The organism is Paenibacillus sp. Y5S-9, from assembly GCF_036894235.1.
Lineage (GTDB): Bacteria > Bacillota > Bacilli > Paenibacillales > Paenibacillaceae > Paenibacillus.
In genome coordinates, this window is sequence record NZ_CP145887.1 from 3,617,297 (window position 1) to 3,642,197 (window position 24,901).

Sequence of the window (24,901 nt, forward strand, 5' to 3'; positions counted from 1 at the left end):
TGAAACGGGAGGTGTTACTTATCGCCAGGACTAAAGAATTTGACAAAAATCAAGCGTTACACGAAGCGATGCTGTTGTTTTGGAAAAAAGGATACGAGGCTGCCAGCATACCGGATTTACTTGAAGTGATGGGCATTAGCCGATCCAGCCTTTATGATACGTTTTCCGACAAGCAAACCTTGTACAGAGATGCCCTGGAGCATTATAAAAAAGGGAGTTCCAATAAGCAGACCATTCTTGAACAAGCATCAAACGTAAGAGATGGAATTCTTCAATTTTTTGAATACCATATTGCTTCAGCATACGATACGAGCCTACCGGGCGGATGTTTTGTAACGAATACAGCTACAACATTGGAGTCACCAGATGAACAGATAAATGTCTTGATACAGACTAGTTTTTCGGATTTGGAACAAGCATTTTGCGAGCTTTTGGAGAAGGGCCAACAATCGGGAGAGATAGATAAAACAACAGATATCAAAACATTGTCTTATTTATTGCTGAATTTACATCAAAGCATAAATATTATGGCCAAAACAGGTCAAAATCCAGAACGTGCAAAAGAGATGATTAGCTTTGTAATTGCAGGGATATAATTTTTTTTTAGCAATATCGGAATGATTGTTCCGTTATTATATTCCTCATATTTTGAAGGTGTCATTTGAAGAGTATCTGTAAGACCATAATTTTTTTTGATCATTCTGGAACATTCATTCCGTTATCGAAACAATCCATCAACAATAAGGAGATGCAACAAATGAAGGTATCGTTTATTGGACTTGGAAATATGGGCCTTCCAATGGCACAAAACCTGTTGAAAGCGGGTTATGACGTAGTCATCTTTAATCGGACCCCTGAAAAAGCTGAACCATTAATAAAACAGGGAGCACGGTATGTCCAAACACCACTAGAGGCAGCGAAAGAAAGCAATCTTGTAATTACCATGTTATCTGATGATGCTGCTTTGAGAGAGATTGTTGAGGGACCAACTGGTGTTCTGAACGGATTATCTGAAAATGGAATCCACGTATCTGCCAGTACGATCAGCGTAGATCTGGCTCGGAAATTATCCGCTTTGCATGCGGAGAGAAACCAGCACTTTGTGTCTGCCACCGTAATGGGGCGCCCGGATGCGGCTAAAGCAGCTACATTGCGCATTATTTTAGCTGGTCCTGAACACGCAAGACAACGAGTACTTCCCATGTTAACAGCACTAGGTCAAGAGATATTTGAGATCGGGGATCATGGCGAAGAAGGTAACATTGTAAAAATAGGCGTTAACTTTTTGATTGCTTCAATGCTGGAAGCTTTGTCGGAAGCGCAGCTCATGGTTGAAAAGCACGGCATTAAGCCGTCCCGATATATGGATGTTGTGAATGCTCTTTTTCAATCTCCGGTATATCAGAACTATGGCGCGATCATGACCGAACAGCGCTTTGAACCAGCCGGTTTTAAAATGAAGCTCGGGTTAAAGGATGTTGCATTAGCTATCGAGGCAGCCAAGTCAGTTCAAGCTCCACTACCATTAGGTCAGCTCATCCATCAACACCTCTCTGAAGGAATTACCCAAGGTTATGGTGAGTTGGATTGGACGGCTTTAATCCGTTGTCTTGAGCATTCCTCTTAAAGAAAGAAAAATAGAAGGAGAGAACAATTATGGAAATAGGTGTTACTTCATTCGTAGAAACAAAGCCTGATACGAAGACCGGAGTTGTGATGAGTCACGCTCAGCGATTGCGAGAAGTTGTGGAAGAAATTGTCCTTGCAGATCAGGTGGGACTTGATGTGTTCGGCGTAGGTGAGCATCACCGTGAAGATTATGCGGCTTCTTCACCGGCAATGGTGTTGTCCGCTGCGGCGCCCCTCACAAAACGAATTCGTTTGACAAGTGCTGTGACGGTCCTATCTTCAGCAGATCCTGTCCGTGTGTTTCAGGATTTTGCAACGCTTGACGGTCTCTCCAATGGACGTGCCGAGATTATAGCGGGTCGGGGTTCCTTCATTGAGTCCTTTCCACTGTTTGGTTATAACCTGAATGACTACGAGGATTTATTTAATGAAAACATTGAACTGCTTCTTAAATTACGGGAATCCGAGAAAGTAAAATGGAGTGGAGGCCATCGTCCAGCGATACATAATCTGGGGGTATACCCGCGTCCTGTTCAGAATTCTATACCTGTATGGATTGGTAGCGGAGGTACTCAGGAGTCTGCCATACGTGCTGGAATTCTAGGTCTGCCACTAGTTCTGGCAATTATCGGTGGAAATCCAACAAAATTTGCGCCACTTGTAGAACTGTATAAAAAGGCGGCAACTCATGCTGGTCATGATGTATCACAGCTTCGGGTAGGTTCACATTCAATCGGATTTGTTGCAGAAGATACGGAAAAAGCCGCAGAACTCTTTTTCCCGTCCACTCAGTACGGCATGAATAAACTCGGCAAAGAGCGGGGGTGGGCATATTACGATCGTTCCAGCTATGACGCTGCCCGCAGTTCTGATGGTGCGTTGTATGTAGGGGATCCGGAAACAGTTGCTCAAAAAATTATTCATCTGCGCAAGCATGTAGGAATTACACGTTTCATGATGTATGTTCCCTTAAGCACGATGCCACATGAGTTGGTAATGCGGGCTATAGAATTGCTCGGTACAGAGGTTGCACCGCGAGTACGAGAGGAAATTTCCAAGTGGGAAGCTGAAATGAGATAAGAATTAACTGAAAAAACGTACACGATCGAATTCATTATTATATTTGGAGGAATTATCATGAGTATTGAGAAACGTATATTACCAGAATTAAGAGAGGTTTATTCACAATTTCCAGGGTTTGAGTTGGAGAAAAATTTAGAGTGGAGCAGAAACTTAGTATCAGCTGTATCGGTGAAAAAATCAGAGCATGTAAACACAACTAGCCGGAAAATTCCGACAGATAAAGGTGAGATGCTGGTCAAAATATACGAACCTGCCGATCGAACAAATGATTTACTACCAGCCATGTTATGGATTCACGGGGGCGGGTACGTGTTAGGACATCCCGATATGGACGACAAATTGTGCGAGCGTTTTGTTCAGACAGCAGAATGCATTGTCGTATCAGTGGATTATAGGCTCGCTCCTGAGCATCCATATCCTGCGGGGATTGAAGATTGTTATGCTGGATTGGTATGGATGACGGAGGAAGCAGCAATGCTTGGTATTGACGTGAATCGGGTTGCAATTGCCGGTGCTAGCGGTGGTGGAGGGCTGACAGCAGCACTCGCGCTGATGGCACGTGATAAAGGAGGTCCGTCTATTATTTTCCAAATGCCATTGTACCCGATGTTAGATAATCGCAACATCACGCCATCTAGTCATGAGATTACAGAAGAGGGTTCAGTCTGGAACCGAACGGACAACGTGGCTGCTTGGAATATGTACCTTGGTGAGGAGAACGATGTCAATGGAAGTGCTTCTTATGCAGTACCTTCGAGAGCAGAGAACTTGGCCGGATTGCCGCCAGCCTATACTTGTGTAGGTCAGCTCGATCTATTCCGGGATGAGACGATGGAGTACGTGGCACGACTAGCACAAGCAGGTGTGGATGTAGAATTTCACCTCTATCCAGGTTGTTTCCACCTTTTCGAAATTCTTGCTCCAGAAACAGAAGTGAGTCAGCGCGCTGTTCAGGGTTATATGGATGCAATGGCTCGTGCACTTCATCCAAATAGAACCCTTAAATAAGGATTGATGCATCAGAACCTTTAAACTTAAAGGAAATTATAATAGGAAACTTTATGTCCGAAGAAGTCACTAAATTAGTGACTTCTTTTGTTTGGAGATATAAGTATAAATAAATAATTCAAAAAGATCGAAATGGGGTTAAGTTCCAGGCTTCCAACCAGGATAACTCGTTCTTTAGATTTCTTTTTCAATTTCGAGCTATGCCCCTATACTATAGTGAGTGACTCCGATAGAAAAGCAGGCACTTTATCTTAATCTGGTAACCAAAAGAAAACCTTGGAACACATTCCTTGGTATCAAAATAAATGAGAGCGGAGATTATTATGCGAAAATACATAATTGGAATTGATCTGGGTGGAACCAATATTAAGTCCGCCATCTTCAACCTGGAGTTTCAAAAAATTCATGAAAGAAGTGACCCTACGGAGGCGGCAAAAGGGCCGTTCCACGTATTAAACCGAATGGTAGACATTATTCAAGAAATGCTGACTTATGAGGGAATCCAGCCAGCTTCTATTCTGTGCATGGGTATGGGCATTCCTGGATTATTAGATCCGGAACAGGGATTATCCATATTTTCACCTAATTTTCCAGACTGGGAAAACATTCATGTCGTGGATTATATGAAAAATCATTTCGGATTCCCTGTTTATATCGACAATGATGTTCGGGTAAATCTGTATGGTGAATGGCTGTTTGGTGCAGGCACTGGATATAAAAACCTGATATTGATTACGTTAGGCACCGGTCTGGGATCTGGTATTGTCAATGACGGAAAAGTTCTCTACGGTACGACATCAAGTGCGGGCGAAATCGGTCATATGAATATGTACCGGGAGGGGCGGCCTTGTCGTTGTGGAAGTTCGGGTTGTCTGGGGAGATACGTGTCCGCGATAGGCATCATTAAAACCTTTACAGACAAGCTTGAGGAAGGCCGGTCAAGTATGATTATGGAATGGGTGGGAGAGGATTGGACGACAATCACTGCCCGTATGATCTCTGAAGCTTACGATCTTGGAGATTTACTTGCTATTGAAGTTATGCATGAGACCGGTAAGATTCTCGGATTTGGTCTTTCCAATGTAATCAATCTGTTCAATCCAGAAGTGATTATTGTTGGTGGAGGAATGTCGGCAGCTGGTGATCGCTTGCTGAATACCGTGCGTGATACTGTTGAGAATCATGCGTTAAGGCTTTCTTCCAGGGCATGTAAAATAGTGCAAGCAAAATTAGGCGGACAAGCAGGGATGATCGGTGCAGCTGCATATGCGAGGAATAAGATGCCCTTATAAGGTATCACAATATGATAATTGATCAATCATGACTGAGAATATGTCATTGCATCATACAGCCTAAAACCTTAACTTAAAATGACAGCAGAGAACGCTAACAACCTCGATGACGTTTATACCGATTGGATGGCTAAGGTATGTGTAAACACCCATTTGATCAGAGTGGGATTTTCCATAGATCTAAGTACATCCCCTTTAAGAGTGAGATTTATATTCAAACTCTGTTATGTCAGCCGGGATAGCTTCGCGTCGTTTATGAAACTGCTTAGGCGAGGAACCGGTCACTTGTTTGAACTGCCTGCAAAAATGTTCGACATTACGGTAACCGCATCGATCGGCAATCTCTGCAACCGTATACAAATGATGTCTGAGATATTCTTTGGCCAAACGTATTCTGCTATGAATAACATCCTCCATACACGAGAGGCCAAATGATTTCTTGTACATCAATTGCAGGTACCCCGGACTGACGTTTATGATCTTCGCCATTTCAGATACTGTCCAAGGATGGCTGGGATGGTTATGAATTGCCGTTCGAAGCTTCAACAGAGGATAGTGCTGAGGACTAATATCCTCTTGGACACAAGACTCAAGCAATTTATTGAACAAGGTTCGCAGCAGGAAATTGATGGATGATTCCCGGTAATCGTTCTGAAAAGAATGCTCTGCAACAAGCAATTGGAACAGCTTATGACAGTATTCCGGATCATCCAGCGGGAAAGGTGTGCCAGCCGGAAGGGAGGTATCGGTTACAAACGGTTCATCACTTTCAAAACGAATCCAATCATTTATATAGTGCTCTGAACAAGCCCGATAATATATTTTTTGATACGGTTTGAAAAGTACGGCACAATGAGCCGGGTAATCCTTAAGTTGTCCATCAACCCAAAACTGGGCAGGGGTCTTTGTAATGACCAATAGCCAGGCATCATGCCCTTCAGGGATATCAAAAACAAAATGGTTCTGATGTACCGCGTCACATTCCACGTAAAAAATAGAGGTCACGGTTCTTCTCCTTTCTCTTTAATTTGTAGAAATGAATAGTCACTACACTACTTAAGCTATTTTCTATTATACGAGAGTTATCTTTATTTCATAGAACGAATGTACTATTACGATTGTATGAGGAGTGTAAGTTGAATGAATAAACAAGGTTTGAATCCATACCTTCCATCCTGGGAATATGTCCCTGACGGCGAGCCTTACGTATTTAATGACAGAGTATATGTGTACGGTTCACATGACCGTTTTAACGGACATGCCTTCTGTCTGAACGATTATGTATGCTGGTCTGCACCCGTAAATGACCTTGGGAATTGGAGAAATGAGGGCGTGATCTACCGGAAAACAGATGATCCGCTGAATCCGGATGGCGATATGTGTCTGTATGCACCAGATGTTACGCTAGGTCCCGATGGACGGTATTATCTGTATTACGTGCTGGATAAAGTACCCGTAGTTTCGGTGGCTGTATGTGACACACCTGCTGGCAAATTTGAATTCCATGGGTATGTACAATATGCCGACGGCACTCGTCTGGGCGAAAGAGATGGGGATGAGCCGCAGTTCGATCCCGGCGTGATGACTGAAGGATAACATACCTATCTGTATACCGGTTTTTGTGCACCTGGAGACCAATCCAGACATGGCGCGATGGCTACGATACTCAGTTCAGACATGCTGACGATTATGGAGGAACCCGTATTTGTGATACCTAGTCAATCTTACAGCGAAGGCAGTGGTTATGAGGGACATGCATTTTTTGAGGCGCCTTCCATCCGAAAGAGAGGCGACACCTACTACCTCGTATATTCCTCTATCGTTATGCATGAATTATGTTATGCCACAAGTCAGTTTCCAAACAAAGGATTCCAATATCAGGGCGTTATCGTAAGCAACTGCGATCTCCATATCGACTCGTACAAACCTGCCGACAAGCCCATGTATTATGGGGGCAACAACCATGGCAGCATAGTCGAGATCAATGGAGACTGGTATATCTTTTATCACCGTCATACCAATGGGGACGCATTCAACCGGCAGGGCTGTATCGAGAAGATATTTTTTCAGGAGGACGGAAGAATTCTTCAGGTGGAAATGACCTCCTGCGGCCCAAATGGTAGACCGTTAGAAGGAAAAGGCGAGTACTCTGCATATCTTGCATGCAATCTTTTTACCCAGGATGATCAGAGCTATACTGGAGGTTTCGGAGCAGGAGCCTGGCTGGACAGCCGCTTTCCGAAGATAACCCAGGATGGTAGAGACGGTGATGAAGAGACTGGTTATATTGCCAATATGGTTGAATCCGCAACTGCAGGATTTAAGTATTTTGATTGCAAAGGAATTCGCGAAGTTTCAATCAAGGTGCGCGGATATTGTCACGGGGTATTTGAGGTCAAAACCGCATGGGACGGTCATGTCCTGGGTACAATCCCGGTACATTTCACCAATCATTGGAAACCCTACTCAGTCGAGATGACCATTCCGGATGGTATACAGGCTTTGTATTTTACGTACAGAGGTTCGGGAAGTGCAAGCCTTGCATCCTTTATTTTAGCGTAATCCTCAAACACATGATCTGAGCAATCCAGACAAAACAAAGCAGCTGCTGGTCATCCAGTAGCTGTTTTGTTGACCGATAAGCCTCTGCGGCTCAGACAATTGGGGTTTTTGTGATTAAACTTTTAGTTACCCGCATGGTTGGCTTCTCCGCCCTGCTGCGAATGACTGCGGAATTCACTTGGCGCGATGCCTGTCCACCGCTTGAACTGGCGGCTGAAATGCGCATTAGTCTTGTACCCCAGCATCATCGCAATATGGTCTATGTTCAGGTCCGTTTGTTTTAACAGCCGCTGCGCTTCGTTCAGAAGGGTTTCGGATAGAAACTTACGCGGAGCGATGCCGTATACCTGCCGAAATATACGATTAACCTGTGACGGGCTAATGCTCAGCGATTTGGCAATATCCTGAATCCAGGTTCGATCACTCTCCTGAATTTCCCCGTGAAGATGGATATATCTTACCGAATCCTCAATGTGCTCGGCAATCTGATGGGCAATGGTTTCTTTTCTCGACAACGTAATGGAGGCTTGCTGAGATAACTGGCCGACCAGGGAGCCAAGCAGTTCAAACACAGCGGCATGTACCTTCATTTGTTTGGAGGAAGATAGCGAGCTAGACAAATGCTCTGTGGCCAAACCATACAAGGTAGACAGGGAAGGGGAGAGCCCCAGAGCCAAATTCGAATTTGCCGGATAATAGATGTCTTTGCAACGGTTAAGTTCTCTGCAAAAGGACGTATCGTGTATGCTGAAATGTACGGAAAAATAAGTGAACCCCTCCGGTCCGGCTCCGGTGCAAGAGTGGGTCATACCAGGCCGGATGAACAGGAGGTCACCAACCGACTGAAGATAAGACTGCCCATTAATGACCATGTTCATCTCGCCGTCCATCATCCAGTGTACTTCATACATGGAATGTTCATGGGACGGATACGTCCAGTTGGAATCTACTTTTCTGGCATGCAGCCCCAATAGTTGAAAAGACATGCGAACATCGGGCAGACGACCTAAATACACAGCATCCGAAAGCTTGGTCACAGCAAACCAACCCCCTTGTACTATTCTATATACCAACATCCTGTCATCGGATTTTCCTTGTAAATTACTTTTGTTTAATGGATCTAACCTCATCTTAACAGAAAAAAAATGCGTGAAAAGGGTAAATCGTCGGAGTGATTAGAACATCGTCATGAACCATAGCGAATGCTATGGTAGTATTATCAACCCGATGGGGAAAAATGGAGGCAAGCTTGAATGAGAATTATTCGATTTCTGGACGGACAACAGAAGTGGCTGGCAGCCGTTACGGATGATGAACAAGCCTATCGTTTGCCGCAAGCAGATTTTATGACTTTGATCTATCAAGCAAGAAAGCAGGAGATTTCTCCAGTTCAACTTGTTGAAAGCGCTTTTAAACCGTTAAATAAGTTAACTGACGATTGGACTTCCTTGCATCTAATCACTCCATTGGAAGCTCCGGAAGTATGGGCGGCGGGTGTGACTTATCAGCGCAGCCGGGAAGCGCGAAATTATGAAGCAACGGAAGGCAAGCTGGATGCAAAGACCTTTTACGATAAAGTTTATGATGCCGAAAGGCCGGAGATCTTTTTTAAATCCACAGCAGCCCGCACTATAGGACCGCTTGAGGCGGTCACGCTTCGCAGCGATTCCAATTGGCAGATCCCGGAGCCTGAGCTGGGCTTGGTGCTTGCCGCGGATGGCAGCATTGTGGGATACATCGTTGGCAATGACATGAGCTGCCGCGATATTGAAGGAGAAAACCCACTGTATCTGCCGCAAGCAAAAATGTGGCGCAATTCCTGCTCCATAGGTCCGGCCATTCGTCTAGCAGAGACGGTGCAGAATCCATATGCGTTCAGCATCGTCTGCGAAATATATCGTGAAGGTGAAATAGTTGTCAAAAGCGAGGCAAGCACGAGTGAGTTAAACCGAAAACTCGATGAGCTGGTTTCTTTTCTGGCAAGAGATAACGATCTGTTTGACGGTACGGTTTTATTGACAGGCACAAGCATCGTGCCACCCAATGATTTTACACTTGCACCCGGGGACCGCATTGAAATATCCATTAGCGATATCGGGACACTTATTAATACAGTCATTTCAAACTAATGTATAAGGAGGATGAATAGGATGACTACATTTCAGGTAGAGCAGACATACAGCAATTACATTAACGGAGAATGGGTGAAGGCGACGTCCGGTGAAACCGAACCAAGCATCAACCCGGCGAATCGGAAGGAGGTAGTTGGCTACGTACCCACCTCCGGCGTAGAGGATCTGAACCGGGCTGTTGCAGCCGCGAAGGAAGCAGCAAAAGATTGGCGGAGGTTATCGAGCGCGGAACGCGGAAACTATCTATTTCAAGCAGCCAATGTGCTAGAACGCCGGGCCGATGAAGTTGCAGAGGCGATGACCAGAGAAATGGGCAAAACACTCCCAGAAGCCAAAGGAGAGACACTGCGTGGTGTCGCGATCTTAAGATATTACGCTGGAGAAGGCATGCGAAAAACCGGTGATGTCATTCCATCAACGGACAGTGAAGCGCTGATGTTTACGACCCGTGTACCCCTTGGCGTTGTAGGGGTTATTGCTCCTTGGAATTTCCCTGTCGCCATTCCGATATGGAAAACGGCTCCGGCCTTAATTTATGGCAATACGGTTGTGTTGAAGCCGGCTCAGGAAACTGCGGTCACCGCCGCTAAAGTCATGGAGTGTTTTGAAGAGGTAGGCATCCCCGCAGGTGTTCTTAATCTGGTATGCGGCAGAGGTTCATTGATCGGATCTGCACTTGCTGAGCATCCGGATGTGGGCGGAATAACGTTCACAGGCTCCAATGAAGTGGGAAAACGGGTCGGTGGCGCAGCACTGGCACGTGGGGCCAAGTATCAACTTGAAATGGGCGGGAAAAACCCGATTATTATCGCGGCTGACGCTGACCTGGATTTGGCTGTGGAAGCGACGATCAGCGGTGGGTTGAAATCTACCGGGCAAAAATGTACGGCTACCAGCAAGGTCATTATTGAACGAAAAGTATACGATGCCTTCAAAGAAAAGCTGCTCTCGCAAATCCAGGAAATCCGGCTGGGTGACGGTATGTCTGCTGGAAGCTGGATGGGTCCATGTGCAAGCGAAGGACAGCTCAATACCGTGCTGAGTTATATTCAAAAAGGCCAGGATGAAGGTGCCGTTCTGCTCGCTGGTGGAAAAAAAGCGGACGGTCCGGGATTGGAAGAGGGATTCTATGTACAGCCGACCGTATTTGAAGGGGTCGAATCCCATATGTCCATCGCCCGAGAAGAAATCTTTGGCCCGGTCCTTGCCTTGATTGCGGTAGATTCCCTGGAGGAAGCCATCGAAGCGGCTAATGATAGCGATTATGGCTTGAGTGCTTCCATCTATACACAGAACGTCGGAGCCATGTTGTCTTTCATCCGGGACATGGATGCGGGACTGGTCAGAATTAATGCAGAAACGGCCGGCGTAGAGCTGCAGGCTCCGTTCGGCGGAATGAAGATGTCAAGTTCACATTCCAGAGAACAGGGGCAAGCAGCTATCGAGTTTTTCACGGCCATCAAAACGGTCTTCGTGAAGTCATAAACTGTGGGAGGCTACCATGTACGAACAGATTACGTCGATTATGGGAGAGACGGCATCCAACTGCTTTGATATCATAGCACATGCTCCAGGGGCTGCCGGACGTCTGCCTTTAACGGATGATTTACTGCGGAATGCTCCAAGCGGCGACTTGTTCGGCATGTCCCAGAATGTTGGAATGGGCTGGAAACCCGGGGAATTGAACGGAAAACAATTTCTGATCTTAAGTACACAAGGCGGCATACGCAATGAGGATGGTAGTCCCACAGCCCTTGGTTACCATACCGGCCACTGGGAGGTCGGCCTGTTAATGAAGGCTGCCGCAGAAGAACTGTCAAGCCGGGGAGGAATCCCGTTTGCCGGATATGTCAGCGATCCGTGTGACGGCAGATCACAAGGAACGACCGGCATGTTCGACTCGCTTCCGTACCGGAACGATGCCGCTATGGTATTTCGCAGACTGATTCGCTCGCTGCCAACGCGTAAAGGCGTGCTTGGTGTTGCCACTTGTGACAAAGGTCTTCCAGCGATGATGCTTGCGCTTGCCGGCATGCCGCAATTGCCTGGCGTAATCGTTCCCGGTGGCGTCACACTTCCGCCTACCGATGGAGAGGATGCCGGTAAAATTCAGACCATCGGTGCACGGTACGTCAACGGGGAGCTTTCTCTGGAAATGGCGTCCGATTTAGGATGCCGAGCTTGTGCTACACCGGGAGGAGGCTGTCAGTTTCTAGGTACCGCGGCTACAGCCCAGGTTGTAGCCGAGGCAATGGGTATGACAGTGCCACATGCCGCGCTTGCACCTTCCGGGCAGCCCATCTGGTTTGAAATGGCGCGCCAATCGTCACGTGCACTCATCCATATGGAGTCTCAGGGGATGAGGATGGCAGAAATTGTCACGGATGCATCCATTCGCAATGCGATGACCGTTCATGCTGCGTTTGGCGGATCGACCAATCTGCTTCTTCACATACCGGCGATTGCCCATGCCGCCGGTTTAAACGTACCCACGGTACAGGACTGGATACAGGTCAACAAAAATGTTCCGAGGCTGGTTAGTGCCCTGCCAAACGGACCGATCTTTTATCCGACCATACGTGTCTTTCAGGCTGGAGGTGTACCAGAGGTCATGCTTCACCTCAGACAGCTGGGTCTGTTGGATGAGTCTGTACCAACGGTTACAGGTACGTCATTGGGGGAGGTACTGGACTGGTGGGAATCGTCGGAACGCCGTCATCTCATGCGGAAGCAGTTGAAAGAGCAGGACGGCATCGATCCGGACAGTGTCATCATGAGTGTAGAACACGCTGAGCGGCTTGGAATCTCTTCGACCGTAACATTTCCAACCGGGAATATCGCTCCAGAAGGTTCTGTCATCAAATCCACCTCTATTGATCCTGATGTGCTGGATGAGCATGGCGTATACCGTCATCGTGGCAGAGCCAAGGTATTTACTACCGAACGTGAGGCGATCCATGCGATTAAGACCGGAGGTATTCTGGCTGGCGACGTTGTTGTGCTTCTCGGGCGAGGTCCATCGGGAACCGGTATGGAGGAGACGTACCAGCTTACATCTGCGCTTAAACATTTGCCTTTTGGCAAATACGTGTCACTGATTACGGATGCCCGGTTCTCCGGTGTTTCCACCGGAGCGTGTATTGGTCATGTTGGCCCCGAAGCGCTGGCAGGCGGACCGATTGGCAAGCTGCGGAACGGAGACCTGATTGACATCGCGGTTGATCGTAACACGCTGGAGGGCAGCATTAACTTTGTCGGAGAAGGAGAGATCGAGGTTTCTCCGGAAGAAGGTGCTCTCATCCTGGCACAAAGGTCCTTTCATCCCGATATGCGTCCAGATGAAGCTTTGCCGGATGATACAAAGCTCTGGGCTGCATTGCAATCGGTCAGCGGTGGGACTTGGAGAGGGAATGTATACGATGTAGAGCGGATCATAACCGCTCTGGAAGCCGGCAAAAAAGCGCTGGGCTGGTACTGATATCCACCTTTTGTGTATCTGCTGTTGTACAGATCATTACTTTCATACCGGAGGTTTCTTCCATGAATAAGATCAAGAAAATGATCACCAATCCCATCCTTCCCGGTTTCCATCCCGATCCGTCCATATGCCGAGCAGGGGAGGATTATTATATCGCTACTTCCACCTTTGAATGGTTCCCTGGTGTACGGATTCACCATTCCCGGGATCTGGTTCATTGGCGGCCAATTGCTTCTCCGCTGACTCGTGTAACGCAGTTGAACATGGAGGGCAACATTAATTCCGGAGGCGTATGGGCACCCTGTCTTAGTTACGACAACGGTGTGTTTTACCTGATCTACACCGATGTCAAAAGCCGGGTAGGCGCTTTTAAAGATACCCACAATTACCTTGTGACAGCAACGGATATCGAGGGCCCTTGGTCCGATCCGGTGTATCTGAACAGCAGCGGTTTTGATCCTTCCCTGTTTCATGATGAAGATGGGCGTAAGTGGCTGGTCAATATGATCTGGGATCACCGTAAGGGCAACAACCGGTTTGCAGGCATCGTTCTTCAGGAATATTCTGTTCAGGAACATAAGCTGGTTGGTCCTGCGGTGAACATTTTTAAGGGAACCGCATTAGGACTAACCGAAGCACCGCATCTGTATAAACACAAGGACTATTATTATCTCATTACGGCTGAAGGGGGAACGGGGTATGAGCATGCGGTTACAGTAGCACGTTCCCGTACATTACAAGGCCCGTACGAGGTTGATCCTGCCAATCCGATCCTTACTTCATACGGCAGACCGGATTTAACTCTGCAGAAGGCAGGCCACGGCAGTCTGGTCGAAACGCATACCGGTGAATGGTACATGGCTCATCTGGTCGGACGACCTGTTCATCACAAATATTGCATTCTTGGACGTGAGACCGCACTTCAGCTCTGTACGTGGAGTGAAGACGGCTGGCTGAGACTTGCGAGCGGTGACCGATATCCGGAGGTTCAGGTGCCTGCACCGATGATCCCGTCCCATACGTTTGAGCCGATTGCTGAAATGGATCATTTCGATCACTTCGAGCTTCGGCAGGATTGGAATACACTTCGTATCCCACCCGACTCGACTTGGCTCAGCTTGACGGAACGTCCAGGTTACTTGCGTTTGCGCGGAATGGAATCAATGAGTTCAACGCACAGGCAAAGCATGATCGCACGGCGGCTTCAATCCATGAAGTGTGAAGCCGAGACATGTCTGGAATTTGCGCCAGACCATCCACAGCAAATGGCCGGATTGATTTTGTACTACGATACCCAGGACTATCTCTATTTACGTGTAACGTATCATGAAGAGAAAGGGTTGTGCCTGGGAATTATTCAGTCCAAATACGGGGTATACGACGAACTGTTGGAGGATATTCCGCTGGAATCGGTAGATACACTTTGCTTAAAGGCTGTAGTTGATCAAGATCGCGCTCGCTTCTACTATTCGTTAAATAGTGACTCGTCTTGGAATCATGTAGGCGATTGGGTTGATATCACCCATCTGTCCGATGAATCTCCTGAGTATATCCGGTTTACCGGAACCTATATCGGTCTTTGTGTGCAAGATCTTGGCGGAACCCGAAAACATGCCGATTTTGACTATTTTGTGTATAGAGAAACAAAACATGAAGAGAGTGTGTTAGGTAACATATAGATTCTCCTGCTGGTACGTCTGGAGAGTTATCAGAAGCTTAGAAGATTGTGTCAGCCTATGATATTCTGGAAACAGACCTATGATAAAAAGTTTATATTTTTTATTGAGATAAGCCAGAGCCCCTTGTGATGGGGTTCTGGCTTATCCTAACAGGGATGAATAACTACATAAAAATATGATATTATGTTTGTCGGTAACAGGTCGAATATAATAGTTGGAGGCATATTATGAAATTATATAAAGTTATTGAACCCCATAATTCAAACTATCCTGATCCCATCGTTTTATCTAAAGGAGATTCGATCCTATATGGGAGAGAAGATACTGAATTTCCAAACTGGATTTTCTGTGAATCTGTCCATACCCAAAAATGCGGCTGGGTACCGAAGCAAATATTAAGCACCCCCAATGAAGAACATATCGCGACTGCATTATCAGACTATTCTGCACACGAATTAACCGTAAAAACCGGTATCATTGTTACAAAAGAGTTTGAATTAAATGAATGGAGCTTTGTTCATACCCCAGAAGGTGAGAAGGGCTGGTTACCAAATAAGGTATTGACTCCATCGGAATTATAATGGACGGCATAGTGAACCTCTTGCTCTACATCACAATTGGGTATGTTTCGCAGTTGTAATGCTCTCTTTCATTATCAGGCATACATTTACCTTGAGGATTTTATTCCTCTCGTATAAATGACATGCCTGTTCTTTATTTGTGCTGTAAATCCCTTGTGATTTTGCGTCCCGTTGGTGTCTGGGCGAGGCCGCCGCCGGCTGTTTCGCGAAGAGATTCAGGCATGGCTGATCCAACCTCCAGCATGACCTGCACTACCTCATCCGAAGGGATGACGCTGCGTACGCCAGCAAGAGCCATATCGGCGGCTCCCAGAGCAGTAATTGCACCAAAGCCATTACGCACGATGCATGGTATCTCGACCAAGCCGGCTACCGGATCACAGATCAGGCCCAGGGTGTTTTTCAGAGCAAGTCCAACGGCATGAATCGCCTGAGAAGGGGACCCGCCCCGGATATCCACCAACGCCCCAGCTGCCATCCCGATGGCAGAACCCACTTCCGCCTGACAACCTCCTTCCGCACCAGAGATGAACGAATTGTTGGCGATGACGTAACCAATGGCTCCAGACGCGAACAGGCCGTAAACCATTTGTTCATCGGACCACCCAAACCGTTCCTGGCTGCTAATAAACACACCGGGAATGATGCCGCAGGAACCCGCCGTCGGTGTAGCAATAATTCGACCCATCGAGGCGTTGACCTCAGAAACTGCAAGGGCGTAACTCATCGACAGACTGGCATGGTTGCCAAGTAAGGATTGTCCATCTGCACGGTAACCCATCAGTTTGCGGGCATCTCCGCCAGTCAAGCCGCTTTTGGAAGTAGTATCGGTATGCAGACCTTGATGCACCGCACTTCTCATAATTTCATAGTATTCTTGCATTTGGTTGAAGACAGCATCCTTGTCTTCGCCCGATTCATGACATTGCTCTTCCAGCATGAGCTGGCCGAGGGTGAGATTACGGGTCTCCGCCAGTTCAGCAAGTTGTTTTAAGGTTCGAAAATTCATTGGCGAAACTCCTTTTTTTGAGAAAGCTGAAGTCAGATATTTAAGCTAAAGACAGAGTAGAGTGACTTCCTGGACCTTTGGAATGACTTCGATCTGGCGGACCACGGCAGGATCCACCTTGCCATCACATTCCAGTACCATCATGGCTTCGCCGCGCCGGTTCTTTCGATCCACGGACATGTGTCCAATATTAATGTGATTATCCACGAGCAACCGAGTGACGACAGCAATGACGCCCGGTTCATCGCTGTGACGGATGATGAGTGTAGGATAGAGCGCCGTCAACTTCAGGTTGTAGCCGTTGATCCGGACAATTTCGATATTTCCCCCACCGATCGACGTGCCTACCATATTCAATGTACGATTTCCGGCAGCGTTGGTTAATACAATCTCGGCTGTGTTTGGATGAGGGTACAGACCTGTCCCCGGACGGATGATGGTTTCCATACCGGCAGTATCTGCATGGGCAAACGCTTCAGGCAGTCCGGGATCATCCGTGTCCATGTCGAGCAGACCGCCGACAATGGCGGTGTCGGTTCCGTGTCCTTTGTACGTTGCGGCAAAAGAACCAAACATGAGGATCTCAGCATGCGAGGGACACTCCCCGAACAGATGTCTAGCTGTACGTCCAATCCGTGCTGCTCCAGCGGTATGGGAGCTTGAAGGTCCAACCATGGCTGGACCAATAATAGAAAATACGTCTTTGAACCTCACGGTCTTATTCTCCCCGTTTCGGAGGTTGCACATCTGCCGGAACAAGACAGTCGTAGGTTTCCCCGCCGAGTCTGTCCAGTAATTCCTGCTGTGCTTCCTTGATGATCTCTGGATGTAAAATGGACTCAATGGCCGTAGCCGCCATCGCTTTGGCTGCGAGCAACATGCCCTTGTGAGCAAAGCTGCTCTTGCCCTGAGCAACGGTTTGCCATGCGTGAAGTGGCGTGCCAAAGGCCATCGTTGAGGTGATACACTGTGCCGTGGGCACATTCCAGCTGACATCTGCTACATCGGTTGAACCGCCCATGAACGTTTCCCGCTCATCCGAATACGGAGCTATGAAGTTAGGTAGAGGTCGTTCAGCTAAAAGAGGCGCAAGTTCAGGGCCAACTAACGCGCCAGCTTCCTGTTGGTTCTGTAGGGGCAGCGTATCGTAGATCGCTTTGGCGTAGGTGTATTCTTGCTCTTCATACTCAGGTGCGCCGAAGGCAACGAGATGCTGATGCATTATTTTCTCAAGCGTACTGTTCGGAATCAGGTTGGCGCAGGCGCCTTCATATTTGAAGTCCATCGTTGTTTCGGTCATCAGGGCAGCCCCTTCGGCCACTTTCACCAGACGTTCAAACAGACTACGTACCTGTGCGCTCTTGGGAGCTCGAACGAGATAAGTGACCTCGGCTTCCGCTTGCACTACATTGGGAGCCAAGCCGCCTGAGTTCGTGATCGCATAATGAATTCTGGCCTGATCAATCATATGTTCACGCATATAGTTCGAACCGATATTCATCAGCTCAACCGCATCGAGAGCACTACGTCCCAGGTGAGGAGCGGCAGCGGCATGAGCACTAATGCCTTTAAAGGTAAATGTGCCGTGAATGACAGCATTGGAGCTTCCATGCATAACGGCATTTAAGGAATGAGGATGCCAGGAGAGAGCGGCATCTACATCTTTAAAATAACCTTCGCGAGCCAGATAGGTTTTACCATATCCACTTTCCTCGGCAGGACATCCGTAAAAGCGCACCGTTCCTGGGTTTTCCGGATGTTCCTGAAGATAGTCTTTGACCGCAACTGCAGCAGCCAATGCACCAATGCCGAGCAGATTATGCCCGCATCCATGACCGTTTCCACGCGGCTGAACAGGCTGATATGTGCTGATTCCGGCTTCCTGGCTGAGATCAGCCAGGGCATCGTATTCGCCCAATAGAGCAATAACGGGCAACCCCGAACCATAGGTAGCGATAAACCCGGTTTCCAATCCTGCCACACCTTTATCAATCGTGAAACCTTCGGATTCCAGCATTCCCATAAGCAGCTCTGCTGATTGAAATTCATCGAAACGTGTCTCTGCAAAGCCCCAGATTTGGTCACTGGCATTGGTGAACATATCGCGTTTTCCTTCAATGGCTTCCGAGATATATTGGGTCAAATCTACAGTTGTAGTCATAATTCATAGCACCTCTTATTCGTTAAAATGGTTGTATTGTCGTATAGAACATGAACTAAATGTCGAAGTAACATGTGGCGGCAAACTCTTGTGTTTATACAGCTTTTGCTTGCATCTCAGTTGTGTTATCCTGATCCGAATTCGAACGACGAGAGAACATCAAGGTAATGGAGCAGATCAGAGCGAAAGCAATCAGCATCATAAAGGCGGTGGCATAAGATCCCCCGGAAGCTTCAACCAGGAATCCGATCAGCATCGGAGTCAGAAAACCTGCAAGCTGAGCTCCTGTGTTAATGAATCCATTGGCTGTTGCGACGACAGATTCGGGCATCGTTTTAAGGGACTTCGAAATGATCAGAGTTGAGATAAATCCGGCCATTGCCGTAACGATTGTCATGTACGTAATGAATGTGGTGATGCTGCCCGCGGAGCCCATCAGATACAGGAACAAGGCCACAAGTACACCAAACACGGAAGCGATAATTCGATCTTTGCCTGCCGGGATACGGTCAAGCACATAGCCGCTGAGAATCATGGTGAAAATGCTGACCAAAGCCGGAATGGCGGCGAGCAGTCCCATTTGAGTCATATCCAGTCCTCGGACATTGACCATGTACGTCGGCATCCAGGATTGAAGTCCCCAGTTCACTGCATAAATGCTGAAATAGCTGATGAACAAATTCCAGATCATGGGCGTCTTCAGGACGGTTTTCAGTGACGTTTTGGGTTGTTGGCCCGAACGGGAGTTCGCAAGTGCAGGCTTGACGGGTTCTTTTAATAAAAAGAACATCAAGGCTGTGATGAGAATCCCTACCGCACCAATGATATAGAACAGGTTGCGCCAGCCAATAGTCACAAGGGCATGTCCGGTAAGAATCGGAGTAATTACCCCCATAATGGCTGCGGATGATAGCATAATGGACATGGCTCCACTGCGCTGATTAATGGGAAAGTTCGTGGCAATCGCCTTGGAACCGGAAGGGAAGAAGCTACCTTCTCCAATCCCAAACAGGAAACGGACAAAGATAAGAGAGAACAACGACCAGGCTGAACCCGTCAGAATAGTGAATACAGACCAGGAGAACAAGGAAACGAGAATAACTTTCCGATAACCGAAACGGTCGGCGAGTGCTCCGCCTGGAATTTGCATAATGGCATATCCGAGAAAAAAGCTGCTGAGGATGATTCCTTGTGCAGAAGCACCTAGGCCCAGATCCTGAGTAATGCCTACAATGGCATAGTTGATGACGAAACGATCCAGGTTGCCAAGACACCAGCCGAGAAACAAGAGAGTGAGAACAATGTACTTGAAGTGTTTACTGTGCATGATTTTAGACATCGCGTTACCTTCTTTCTCATCAAATGTTAACTAAATTTCTGTGTTGCTTTAAAGTTACATGATGTAGGGGTTTCAAGACAATGTATATCTCTGTATAATTATCTGAATCATGATGTGAAAACCTACATTGACAGGAGGCGGCTGCATTGAATGGAATCTTACATAAAATCATGCAAGAACGCTTGGGGAACTGCGATTATGAGGTATGGATCAGCAGTAACTGGGCGGATTGGGTACTGATCGAAGCGATAGGCAGAAGAGAAAGTACACCGCCTTGTTTTGCGGAACAGCTTCCACTGCAACATCCCAAAGTAGAACGGGAATCAGAAGAAAATATGTTAGTTTTTCTTCCATACAATAACAATATATGTGTGGCTATCCGGGTGTTTAAGAACTGGGAGTTTTCTGCGGAAGATTTAGTTACACTGTCGTCTTTGCTTTACCCATACTATACGGAAGCTGTGGCAAGCAAGAATGAACGAGCCTTGAATGAAATCATGAACAGCATCAGGGATGTGACTCAACTTCTGGATCTGAACGAGTTGCTTGGACGGATTTTGGTAAGTGCACTATCGGTTATCCCTTATGAGTGCATAGGTGTGTTGTGGAGATATGACCCTGCGATCGACGCGTTGACGGTCAAGGCAAGAGCAGGGGAGATGGGTGAAGGCATGCTGAGAATGAAACTGAAGCCAGGTGAAGGGATCATCGGGAACACCTTTAAGCGAGGTACACCAAAGCTCTACAACGGTTTATCTACAGTAGAAGACGACTTTGGCAATATGACATCGGAGAACAAATATCATCTGAATTCGGCGTATAATTTTCAAGATATAGGTTCAATTATTTCGGTGCCGATCAAGGTAGAAGGCCAATCGGATTGTGTGTTAATCGTTTATCAAAAAGGAAGGGTCCCGCTATTCACGGAGTCGGATGTGCGACTGCTGCAAAGCTTTGCAGATCAGGTTTCGATTGCGATCACAAATGCCAAACTGTACGAGAATCTGAGCAAACAGAACGAGACACTCATGAAACGGGATGAGATTCACTCCTCGCTTATGCGGCTATCGCTGCAAAATAAGGGCGTGGTATCTATTGTTAACGAACTGACACGTGTTATTGGCGTACCGATGACCTTTGTGGATTTTATCGACAACGAATGGATTCCGAAACGCAGCAAAATCATGAATGGCTGGAATACAGAAAGTCTTCGCAGCTTATACGAATCCTTGCATCATCCAGATTATCTGACGTGTATCGAGGGAGAAGCCGACCGATCGTATCAATATCTGTATCCAATCGCTTCAGCCAATCAGTGCCTTGGTTATCTCATTATCCAGATGAACACAAAGCTTGAACCATTGCAGTTGATTGCGCTGGAGCAGGGAAGCTCCATTTTGGCCCTGGAATTGATGCGCAAACAGTCCCTGGCCGAATTTTATTTTAAAAAAACACAGCAATTTTTCAACGATTTGAGGCTCAGTCAGGATTCAGAGGATTATTGGCAGAAGTCCGGGGAGATCGGAATCGTTCCTTCAACCTCCATCGTGGTGGGACTGCTGGAGTTTGCGGAGTGGGTCAACCCTTCTACGCTTAGCGCGTTGTCTGTTCAATTGGTAGCTTATCTAAGAGACAAAATGCCAGCAGGAGCGCTGCCCATTGCGTTTGGCAATGAAAGACGAATTACAGTACTGCTTATGCTAAACGAGTCGCACAAGCCAGGCAAACTGGAACAACAGTTCAGCGCATTGCTGCCGGAGTGGGAACATCGTAATCATGTGAAATTGTTGGGGGGATTAAGTTCAGTGCGGTCTGGGGTTGATGCCATTAATACGGGATACCAGGAAGCGGACAAGGCGCTTGCATACCAGAAGACAAGAGGAGAACAGGGGACAATCCGATATACGGATATTGGTGTCAACCGGTTGTTTATCCGGCAACCGGCTGAGGATTTAAATGCATTTATGGCAGAGATATTTGAGCCGCTTCGGCCTGCCAAAGGGCAGACCGGCGGACTAGAGGAAACTCTCATGACGTATATGGCGTGCGGAAGTTCTGCGGTCCAAGCTGCGGCAGCACTTCATATTCATATCAATACTTTGTATCAGCGTATTCATAAAATCGAAGAGATTCTGGGCATGTCCCTGAGTAATCAGGAGCATCTGCTCCATCTGCAACTGGCCTGTTATCTAAGGCAGACATATCGTTCATCGTGATGTTCAAATCAACTTACTTGAGATCAAGAATCAAACGTGTTACCGACATAATGAAAAGAGTGAATATGCGTTTTGGTGAGTTCAATCACGTTTTTGATAAATGCCTCGCGTGATTCACGATATCCGCTTAATATCCAATTGTTCAACAGTCCAAAAAAACCGTAGGCGGTATAGTACTTGAAATAGTCCATGTTCACTGGGGAGTTGTTGATCGTCTCAAAGACAAATTGCTCCTGATAGATTTTGAGTATGGTTTGTGGAAAGCCTGTATGTAAACCAGGTAACGTATCATCGTATTGAATCAGTTCGAAGAAGTCACGGTGTTCGTAGATATAATCCACGATTTGAAAAGATTCGGCATCCAGCTTGTTTGTTGAAACCTTTTGACCGTGCCAATAGGGTTTGCCTACTGCGCCCCTCAATCCTTCGAGTGTCATACTCAACAACTCTTCGGCGAGAATATATTTATCCTGGTAGTGTAAATAAAATGTGCTGCGATTATAACCCGCCTGATCAACGATGTCTTTGACAGAAACACCATGGAATCCTTTTTTCTTAATGAGCTGAATCAGAGCGGTTTTTAGGTGCTCCTTGGTTCGATTACGATGTTGAGATGTCACAATAAGTTCATTATTCATTCAAAAAAACTCCTATAAATATAGACATAGTTTTATAAAGTGTCTACGAGGTAGACACTTGGTCACATCTTAATGATTGGATTGTTACAATTTTAAGCATAGAATTAGTTTTGTAAACATCATATAGCACTATTTATATAGGCGCTATTCAAAATATTATACTGGGGGATTTATTCATGGGCAAACTTCAAGATAAAGTTGCAGTCATCACAGGAGGCGCATCCGGGATTGGTGCAGCGACAGCTCGCTTATTCGTTTCCGAAGGAGCTAAAGTGGTATTGGTGGATCTGAATGAAGAAAAAGGCAAGGCGTTTGAGCAGGAACTGAAAGCGCTTAAAGCAGAGGCTCTCTTTATTAAAGCAAACATAACAAGTGAAGAAGAGGTTTCTGAGATTTTCAAACAAACCGTAGAAACATTTGGTCAAGTGGATATCGTATTCAACAATGCGGGAATCGGACGTGTTCATCCGACGCATGAGCTTGATTATGCCGAATGGCGCAATACGGTCAATGTTGATCTGGACGGCGTATTCTTGGTTGCACGTGAATCGATTCGCGAAATGCTCAAAATTGGCGGAGGTACAATCGTCAACACGGCTTCCATGTACGGATGGGTTGGTTCGCCTGGTTCAGCAGCCTACAATGCAGCTAAAGGCGGCGTTGTGAATCTGACTCGTTCCCTCGCGCTGGAGTATGCTGAGCAGAATATTCGGGTGAACTCCCTTTGCCCAGGCTTCATCGATACACCGATTATCCCGGAAGAGAGCAAGCAAGCACTTTCTGCGGCAACACCAATGAAACGTCTGGGTCAAGCAGAAGAAATGGCCAAAGCCGTTCTGTTCCTAGCTAGTGACGATTCTTCATATATGACAGGAAATAGCCTGATCATAGACGGAGGATACACCGCTCAATAAGTGCAGCAGTGTCGAAGTACACAAGAAAGAATATAGTTCCATTAAAAGTCGCTATTCTAGCGGCTTTTTTTGTTTTATTGGTACAAGAGCAGTTCCCGAGCCAAGGACAACTAGCAAACAGCGAGTTTAGCTATTCATAATAGATGGCCTCGTAAGGAAACTCTAGCTTATTCATGCGATATTCTTTGGGAGACATGGACATATATTGACGGAAAACTTTGCCGAAATAGCTGGGACTCTCAAAGCCGCATTGTTGACCAATTTGGGAAATCGGAAGTTCCGTTGTACGTAGTAATCGTACTGCAACCTCAATGCGTCTGTCTTTGAGATAGGCTAGCGGTGATGTTTTTTCGGATTTCTGAAATAACCTGCACAAGTAGTGTTTATTGATATCACAATGACTGGCCAGCAGATCCAGTGTCAAAGGGGAGGCATAATTCTCTCGAATGAACTTTTTACATTTCTCAATCGTTGTTATGGATAAGGCACCGATATCCTTCTCCGCATCCCGACTCGTCTGTACCAAGATAAGCAACCACCGATAGACTTGCATGGACAAGCGATACTTGTCCGTAACTTTCTCTTGATGAATCAAATGGATAATTTGCCATAACTCTTGAATCAAGGGAGAGTCCGCGTTTCGTCGAATGACATGTCCCTCATTATCATGGATCATATCCCAAATTCGGTTAGCTTCATCCCCGCGAATGTTGATCCATATAAATTCCCAGGGTTCGTTGTTCTCTTGTTTATAGTAATAGCAATGTTCTCCAGAGATTTTAACAAGTAGGGCATGTCCTTTTGGTAAAGGAATCGTTTGATTTTCAATATCCAGATAACCCTGACCATTAAGTGTGTATTGAAAAACGACGTGCCCCGGGTCCGGTCTATCATCACTTGGACAACGATATTCTTCGCTAGAAACGATCTGCCATCCAATAGAGTCAAGTGTCATGATTGATGTATCGTCATTACGAAAAGCATAAGAAACCGTATGAACCATCGTTTCATCTCCTTCCTAAAAAAGTCAATTATTTTATATAATACGTCACATTTTTTAGATTGTCTGTCTTTTTTTAGACCTGTAAGATAAATGTAAGCGGTAACATAAAGAGGAGGTGGCTGTAAATTGTGTTCATTTGACAACAAACAGGGCAGGATCGAACTGATGATTCTAAAA

At 46.6% G+C, this 24,901-nt stretch carries 20 protein-coding genes and 1 pseudogene; 13 read left to right on the top strand and 8 right to left on the bottom strand.

The features are described from left to right. Window positions 1-11: 11 nt before the first annotated feature. The 5 genes from V6669_RS15990 to V6669_RS16010 all read left to right on the top strand — a co-directional run bounded on the left by V6669_RS15990 (window position 12) and on the right by V6669_RS16010 (window position 5,012). Window positions 12-596: a TetR/AcrR family transcriptional regulator gene (locus V6669_RS15990; protein ID WP_240768019.1), complete on the top strand. Its 585-nt coding sequence runs from the start codon at window positions 12-14 to the stop codon at window positions 594-596. 137 nt (window positions 597-733) lie between these two features. After that, window positions 734-1,627, top strand: coding sequence for an NAD(P)-dependent oxidoreductase (locus tag V6669_RS15995; protein ID WP_338594970.1), 894 nt, complete (start codon window positions 734-736; stop codon window positions 1,625-1,627). 29 nt (window positions 1,628-1,656) lie between these two features. After that, on the top strand, window positions 1,657-2,709 hold the full coding sequence (locus V6669_RS16000) for an LLM class flavin-dependent oxidoreductase (RefSeq protein ID WP_338586869.1): 1,053 nt from the start codon (window positions 1,657-1,659) through the stop codon (window positions 2,707-2,709). A 57-nt stretch (window positions 2,710-2,766) separates the two neighbouring features. Further along, window positions 2,767-3,720: an alpha/beta hydrolase gene (locus V6669_RS16005; RefSeq protein ID WP_338586871.1), complete on the top strand. Its 954-nt coding sequence runs from the start codon at window positions 2,767-2,769 to the stop codon at window positions 3,718-3,720. A gap of 323 nt (window positions 3,721-4,043) precedes the next feature. Further along, a complete protein-coding gene (locus tag V6669_RS16010; protein WP_338586872.1) occupies window positions 4,044-5,012 on the top strand; it encodes an ROK family protein in 969 nt (322 codons plus the stop codon). A gap of 195 nt (window positions 5,013-5,207) precedes the next feature. Here V6669_RS16010 and V6669_RS16015 read toward each other — a convergent pair whose 3' ends face one another. Continuing rightward, window positions 5,208-6,017 carry an AraC family transcriptional regulator gene (locus V6669_RS16015; RefSeq protein WP_338586874.1) on the bottom strand — a complete coding sequence of 270 codons (810 nt, stop codon included), beginning with the start codon at window positions 6,015-6,017 and terminating at the stop codon, window positions 5,208-5,210. A 135-nt stretch (window positions 6,018-6,152) separates the two neighbouring features. Here V6669_RS16015 and V6669_RS16020 point away from each other — a divergent pair. Continuing rightward, window positions 6,153-7,574: pseudogene (locus V6669_RS16020) on the top strand (family 43 glycosylhydrolase). 122 nt (window positions 7,575-7,696) lie between these two features. Here the strand turns inward: V6669_RS16020 and V6669_RS16025 are convergent. Next, complete coding sequence (locus V6669_RS16025; RefSeq protein WP_338586875.1) at window positions 7,697-8,611, bottom strand: AraC family transcriptional regulator; 915 nt, start codon at window positions 8,609-8,611, stop codon at window positions 7,697-7,699. 216 nt (window positions 8,612-8,827) lie between these two features. On the opposite strand from V6669_RS16025, the gene V6669_RS16030 reads away from it, so the two are divergent. The 5 genes from V6669_RS16030 to V6669_RS16050 all read left to right on the top strand — a co-directional run bounded on the left by V6669_RS16030 (window position 8,828) and on the right by V6669_RS16050 (window position 15,444). Further along, window positions 8,828-9,703: a fumarylacetoacetate hydrolase family protein gene (locus tag V6669_RS16030; protein WP_338586876.1), complete on the top strand. Its 876-nt coding sequence runs from the start codon at window positions 8,828-8,830 to the stop codon at window positions 9,701-9,703. Between the two features lie 21 nt (window positions 9,704-9,724). Further along, window positions 9,725-11,191, top strand: a complete 1,467-nt coding sequence (gucD, locus tag V6669_RS16035; protein WP_338586877.1) for an alpha-ketoglutaric semialdehyde dehydrogenase GucD — start codon at window positions 9,725-9,727, stop codon at window positions 11,189-11,191. A gap of 16 nt (window positions 11,192-11,207) precedes the next feature. After that, window positions 11,208-13,184 (top strand): YjhG/YagF family D-xylonate dehydratase, encoded by a 1,977-nt coding sequence (locus V6669_RS16040; RefSeq protein ID WP_338586878.1) that lies wholly within the window; start codon window positions 11,208-11,210, stop codon window positions 13,182-13,184. A gap of 62 nt (window positions 13,185-13,246) precedes the next feature. Then, complete coding sequence (locus tag V6669_RS16045) at window positions 13,247-14,863, top strand: glycoside hydrolase family 43 protein (RefSeq protein WP_338586879.1); 1,617 nt, start codon at window positions 13,247-13,249, stop codon at window positions 14,861-14,863. 227 nt (window positions 14,864-15,090) lie between these two features. Then, a complete protein-coding gene (locus V6669_RS16050; RefSeq protein ID WP_338586880.1) occupies window positions 15,091-15,444 on the top strand; it encodes an SH3 domain-containing protein in 354 nt (117 codons plus the stop codon). Between the two features lie 133 nt (window positions 15,445-15,577). On the opposite strand, the gene sdaAA is transcribed toward V6669_RS16050, so the two are convergent. From sdaAA to V6669_RS16070, 4 genes are all read right to left on the bottom strand, one after another. Next, window positions 15,578-16,453: an L-serine ammonia-lyase, iron-sulfur-dependent, subunit alpha gene (gene sdaAA, locus V6669_RS16055; protein ID WP_338586881.1), complete on the bottom strand. Its 876-nt coding sequence runs from the start codon at window positions 16,451-16,453 to the stop codon at window positions 15,578-15,580. Between the two features lie 45 nt (window positions 16,454-16,498). Further along, complete coding sequence (gene sdaAB / locus V6669_RS16060) at window positions 16,499-17,167, bottom strand: L-serine ammonia-lyase, iron-sulfur-dependent subunit beta (protein WP_338586882.1); 669 nt, start codon at window positions 17,165-17,167, stop codon at window positions 16,499-16,501. Between the two features lie 4 nt (window positions 17,168-17,171). Continuing rightward, complete coding sequence (locus tag V6669_RS16065; RefSeq protein ID WP_338586884.1) at window positions 17,172-18,614, bottom strand: M20 family metallopeptidase; 1,443 nt, start codon at window positions 18,612-18,614, stop codon at window positions 17,172-17,174. Between the two features lie 94 nt (window positions 18,615-18,708). Further along, window positions 18,709-19,953 carry an MFS transporter gene (locus tag V6669_RS16070; protein WP_338586886.1) on the bottom strand — a complete coding sequence of 415 codons (1,245 nt, stop codon included), beginning with the start codon at window positions 19,951-19,953 and terminating at the stop codon, window positions 18,709-18,711. Between the two features lie 146 nt (window positions 19,954-20,099). On the opposite strand from V6669_RS16070, the gene V6669_RS16075 reads away from it, so the two are divergent. Beyond that, window positions 20,100-22,169 carry a helix-turn-helix domain-containing protein gene (locus V6669_RS16075; protein ID WP_338586888.1) on the top strand — a complete coding sequence of 690 codons (2,070 nt, stop codon included), beginning with the start codon at window positions 20,100-20,102 and terminating at the stop codon, window positions 22,167-22,169. Between the two features lie 23 nt (window positions 22,170-22,192). Here the strand turns inward: V6669_RS16075 and V6669_RS16080 are convergent, their stop codons facing one another. Beyond that, a complete protein-coding gene (locus V6669_RS16080; RefSeq protein ID WP_338586890.1) occupies window positions 22,193-22,807 on the bottom strand; it encodes a TetR/AcrR family transcriptional regulator in 615 nt (204 codons plus the stop codon). Window positions 22,808-22,983: 176 nt separating this feature from the next. Between V6669_RS16080 and V6669_RS16085 the strand changes: the two genes are divergently transcribed. After that, on the top strand, window positions 22,984-23,721 hold the full coding sequence (locus V6669_RS16085; protein ID WP_074095227.1) for an SDR family NAD(P)-dependent oxidoreductase: 738 nt from the start codon (window positions 22,984-22,986) through the stop codon (window positions 23,719-23,721). A 130-nt stretch (window positions 23,722-23,851) separates the two neighbouring features. Here the strand turns inward: V6669_RS16085 and V6669_RS16090 are convergent, their stop codons facing one another. After that, the gene (locus V6669_RS16090) at window positions 23,852-24,724 is read right to left on the bottom strand and encodes an AraC family transcriptional regulator (protein WP_074095228.1); all 873 of its coding nucleotides are present in this window, start codon (window positions 24,722-24,724) and stop codon (window positions 23,852-23,854) included. Between the last annotated feature and the right edge of the window lie 177 nt (window positions 24,725-24,901).

Excerpts from the sequence above, each read along its gene's own strand:
- V6669_RS16040 (WP_338586878.1), top strand. The coding sequence starts at position 11,208 with ATGTACGAACAGATTACGTCGATTATGGGAGAGACGGCATCCAACTGC.
- V6669_RS16045 (WP_338586879.1), top strand. The coding sequence starts at position 13,247 with ATGAATAAGATCAAGAAAATGATCACCAATCCCATCCTTCCCGGTTTC.
- gucD (WP_338586877.1), top strand. The coding sequence starts at position 9,725 with ATGACTACATTTCAGGTAGAGCAGACATACAGCAATTACATTAACGGA.
- V6669_RS16080 (WP_338586890.1), bottom strand. The coding sequence starts at position 22,807 with ATGAATAATGAACTTATTGTGACATCTCAACATCGTAATCGAACCAAG.
- V6669_RS16065 (WP_338586884.1), bottom strand. The coding sequence starts at position 18,614 with ATGACTACAACTGTAGATTTGACCCAATATATCTCGGAAGCCATTGAA.
- V6669_RS16090 (WP_074095228.1), bottom strand. The coding sequence starts at position 24,724 with ATGGTTCATACGGTTTCTTATGCTTTTCGTAATGACGATACATCAATC.
- V6669_RS16050 (WP_338586880.1), top strand. The coding sequence starts at position 15,091 with ATGAAATTATATAAAGTTATTGAACCCCATAATTCAAACTATCCTGAT.
- V6669_RS16030 (WP_338586876.1), top strand. The coding sequence starts at position 8,828 with ATGAGAATTATTCGATTTCTGGACGGACAACAGAAGTGGCTGGCAGCC.
- V6669_RS16000 (WP_338586869.1), top strand. The coding sequence starts at position 1,657 with ATGGAAATAGGTGTTACTTCATTCGTAGAAACAAAGCCTGATACGAAG.
- V6669_RS16070 (WP_338586886.1), bottom strand. The coding sequence starts at position 19,953 with ATGTCTAAAATCATGCACAGTAAACACTTCAAGTACATTGTTCTCACT.
- V6669_RS16010 (WP_338586872.1), top strand. The coding sequence starts at position 4,044 with ATGCGAAAATACATAATTGGAATTGATCTGGGTGGAACCAATATTAAG.
- V6669_RS16005 (WP_338586871.1), top strand. The coding sequence starts at position 2,767 with ATGAGTATTGAGAAACGTATATTACCAGAATTAAGAGAGGTTTATTCA.
- sdaAA (WP_338586881.1), bottom strand. The coding sequence starts at position 16,453 with ATGAATTTTCGAACCTTAAAACAACTTGCTGAACTGGCGGAGACCCGT.
- V6669_RS16085 (WP_074095227.1), top strand. The coding sequence starts at position 22,984 with ATGGGCAAACTTCAAGATAAAGTTGCAGTCATCACAGGAGGCGCATCC.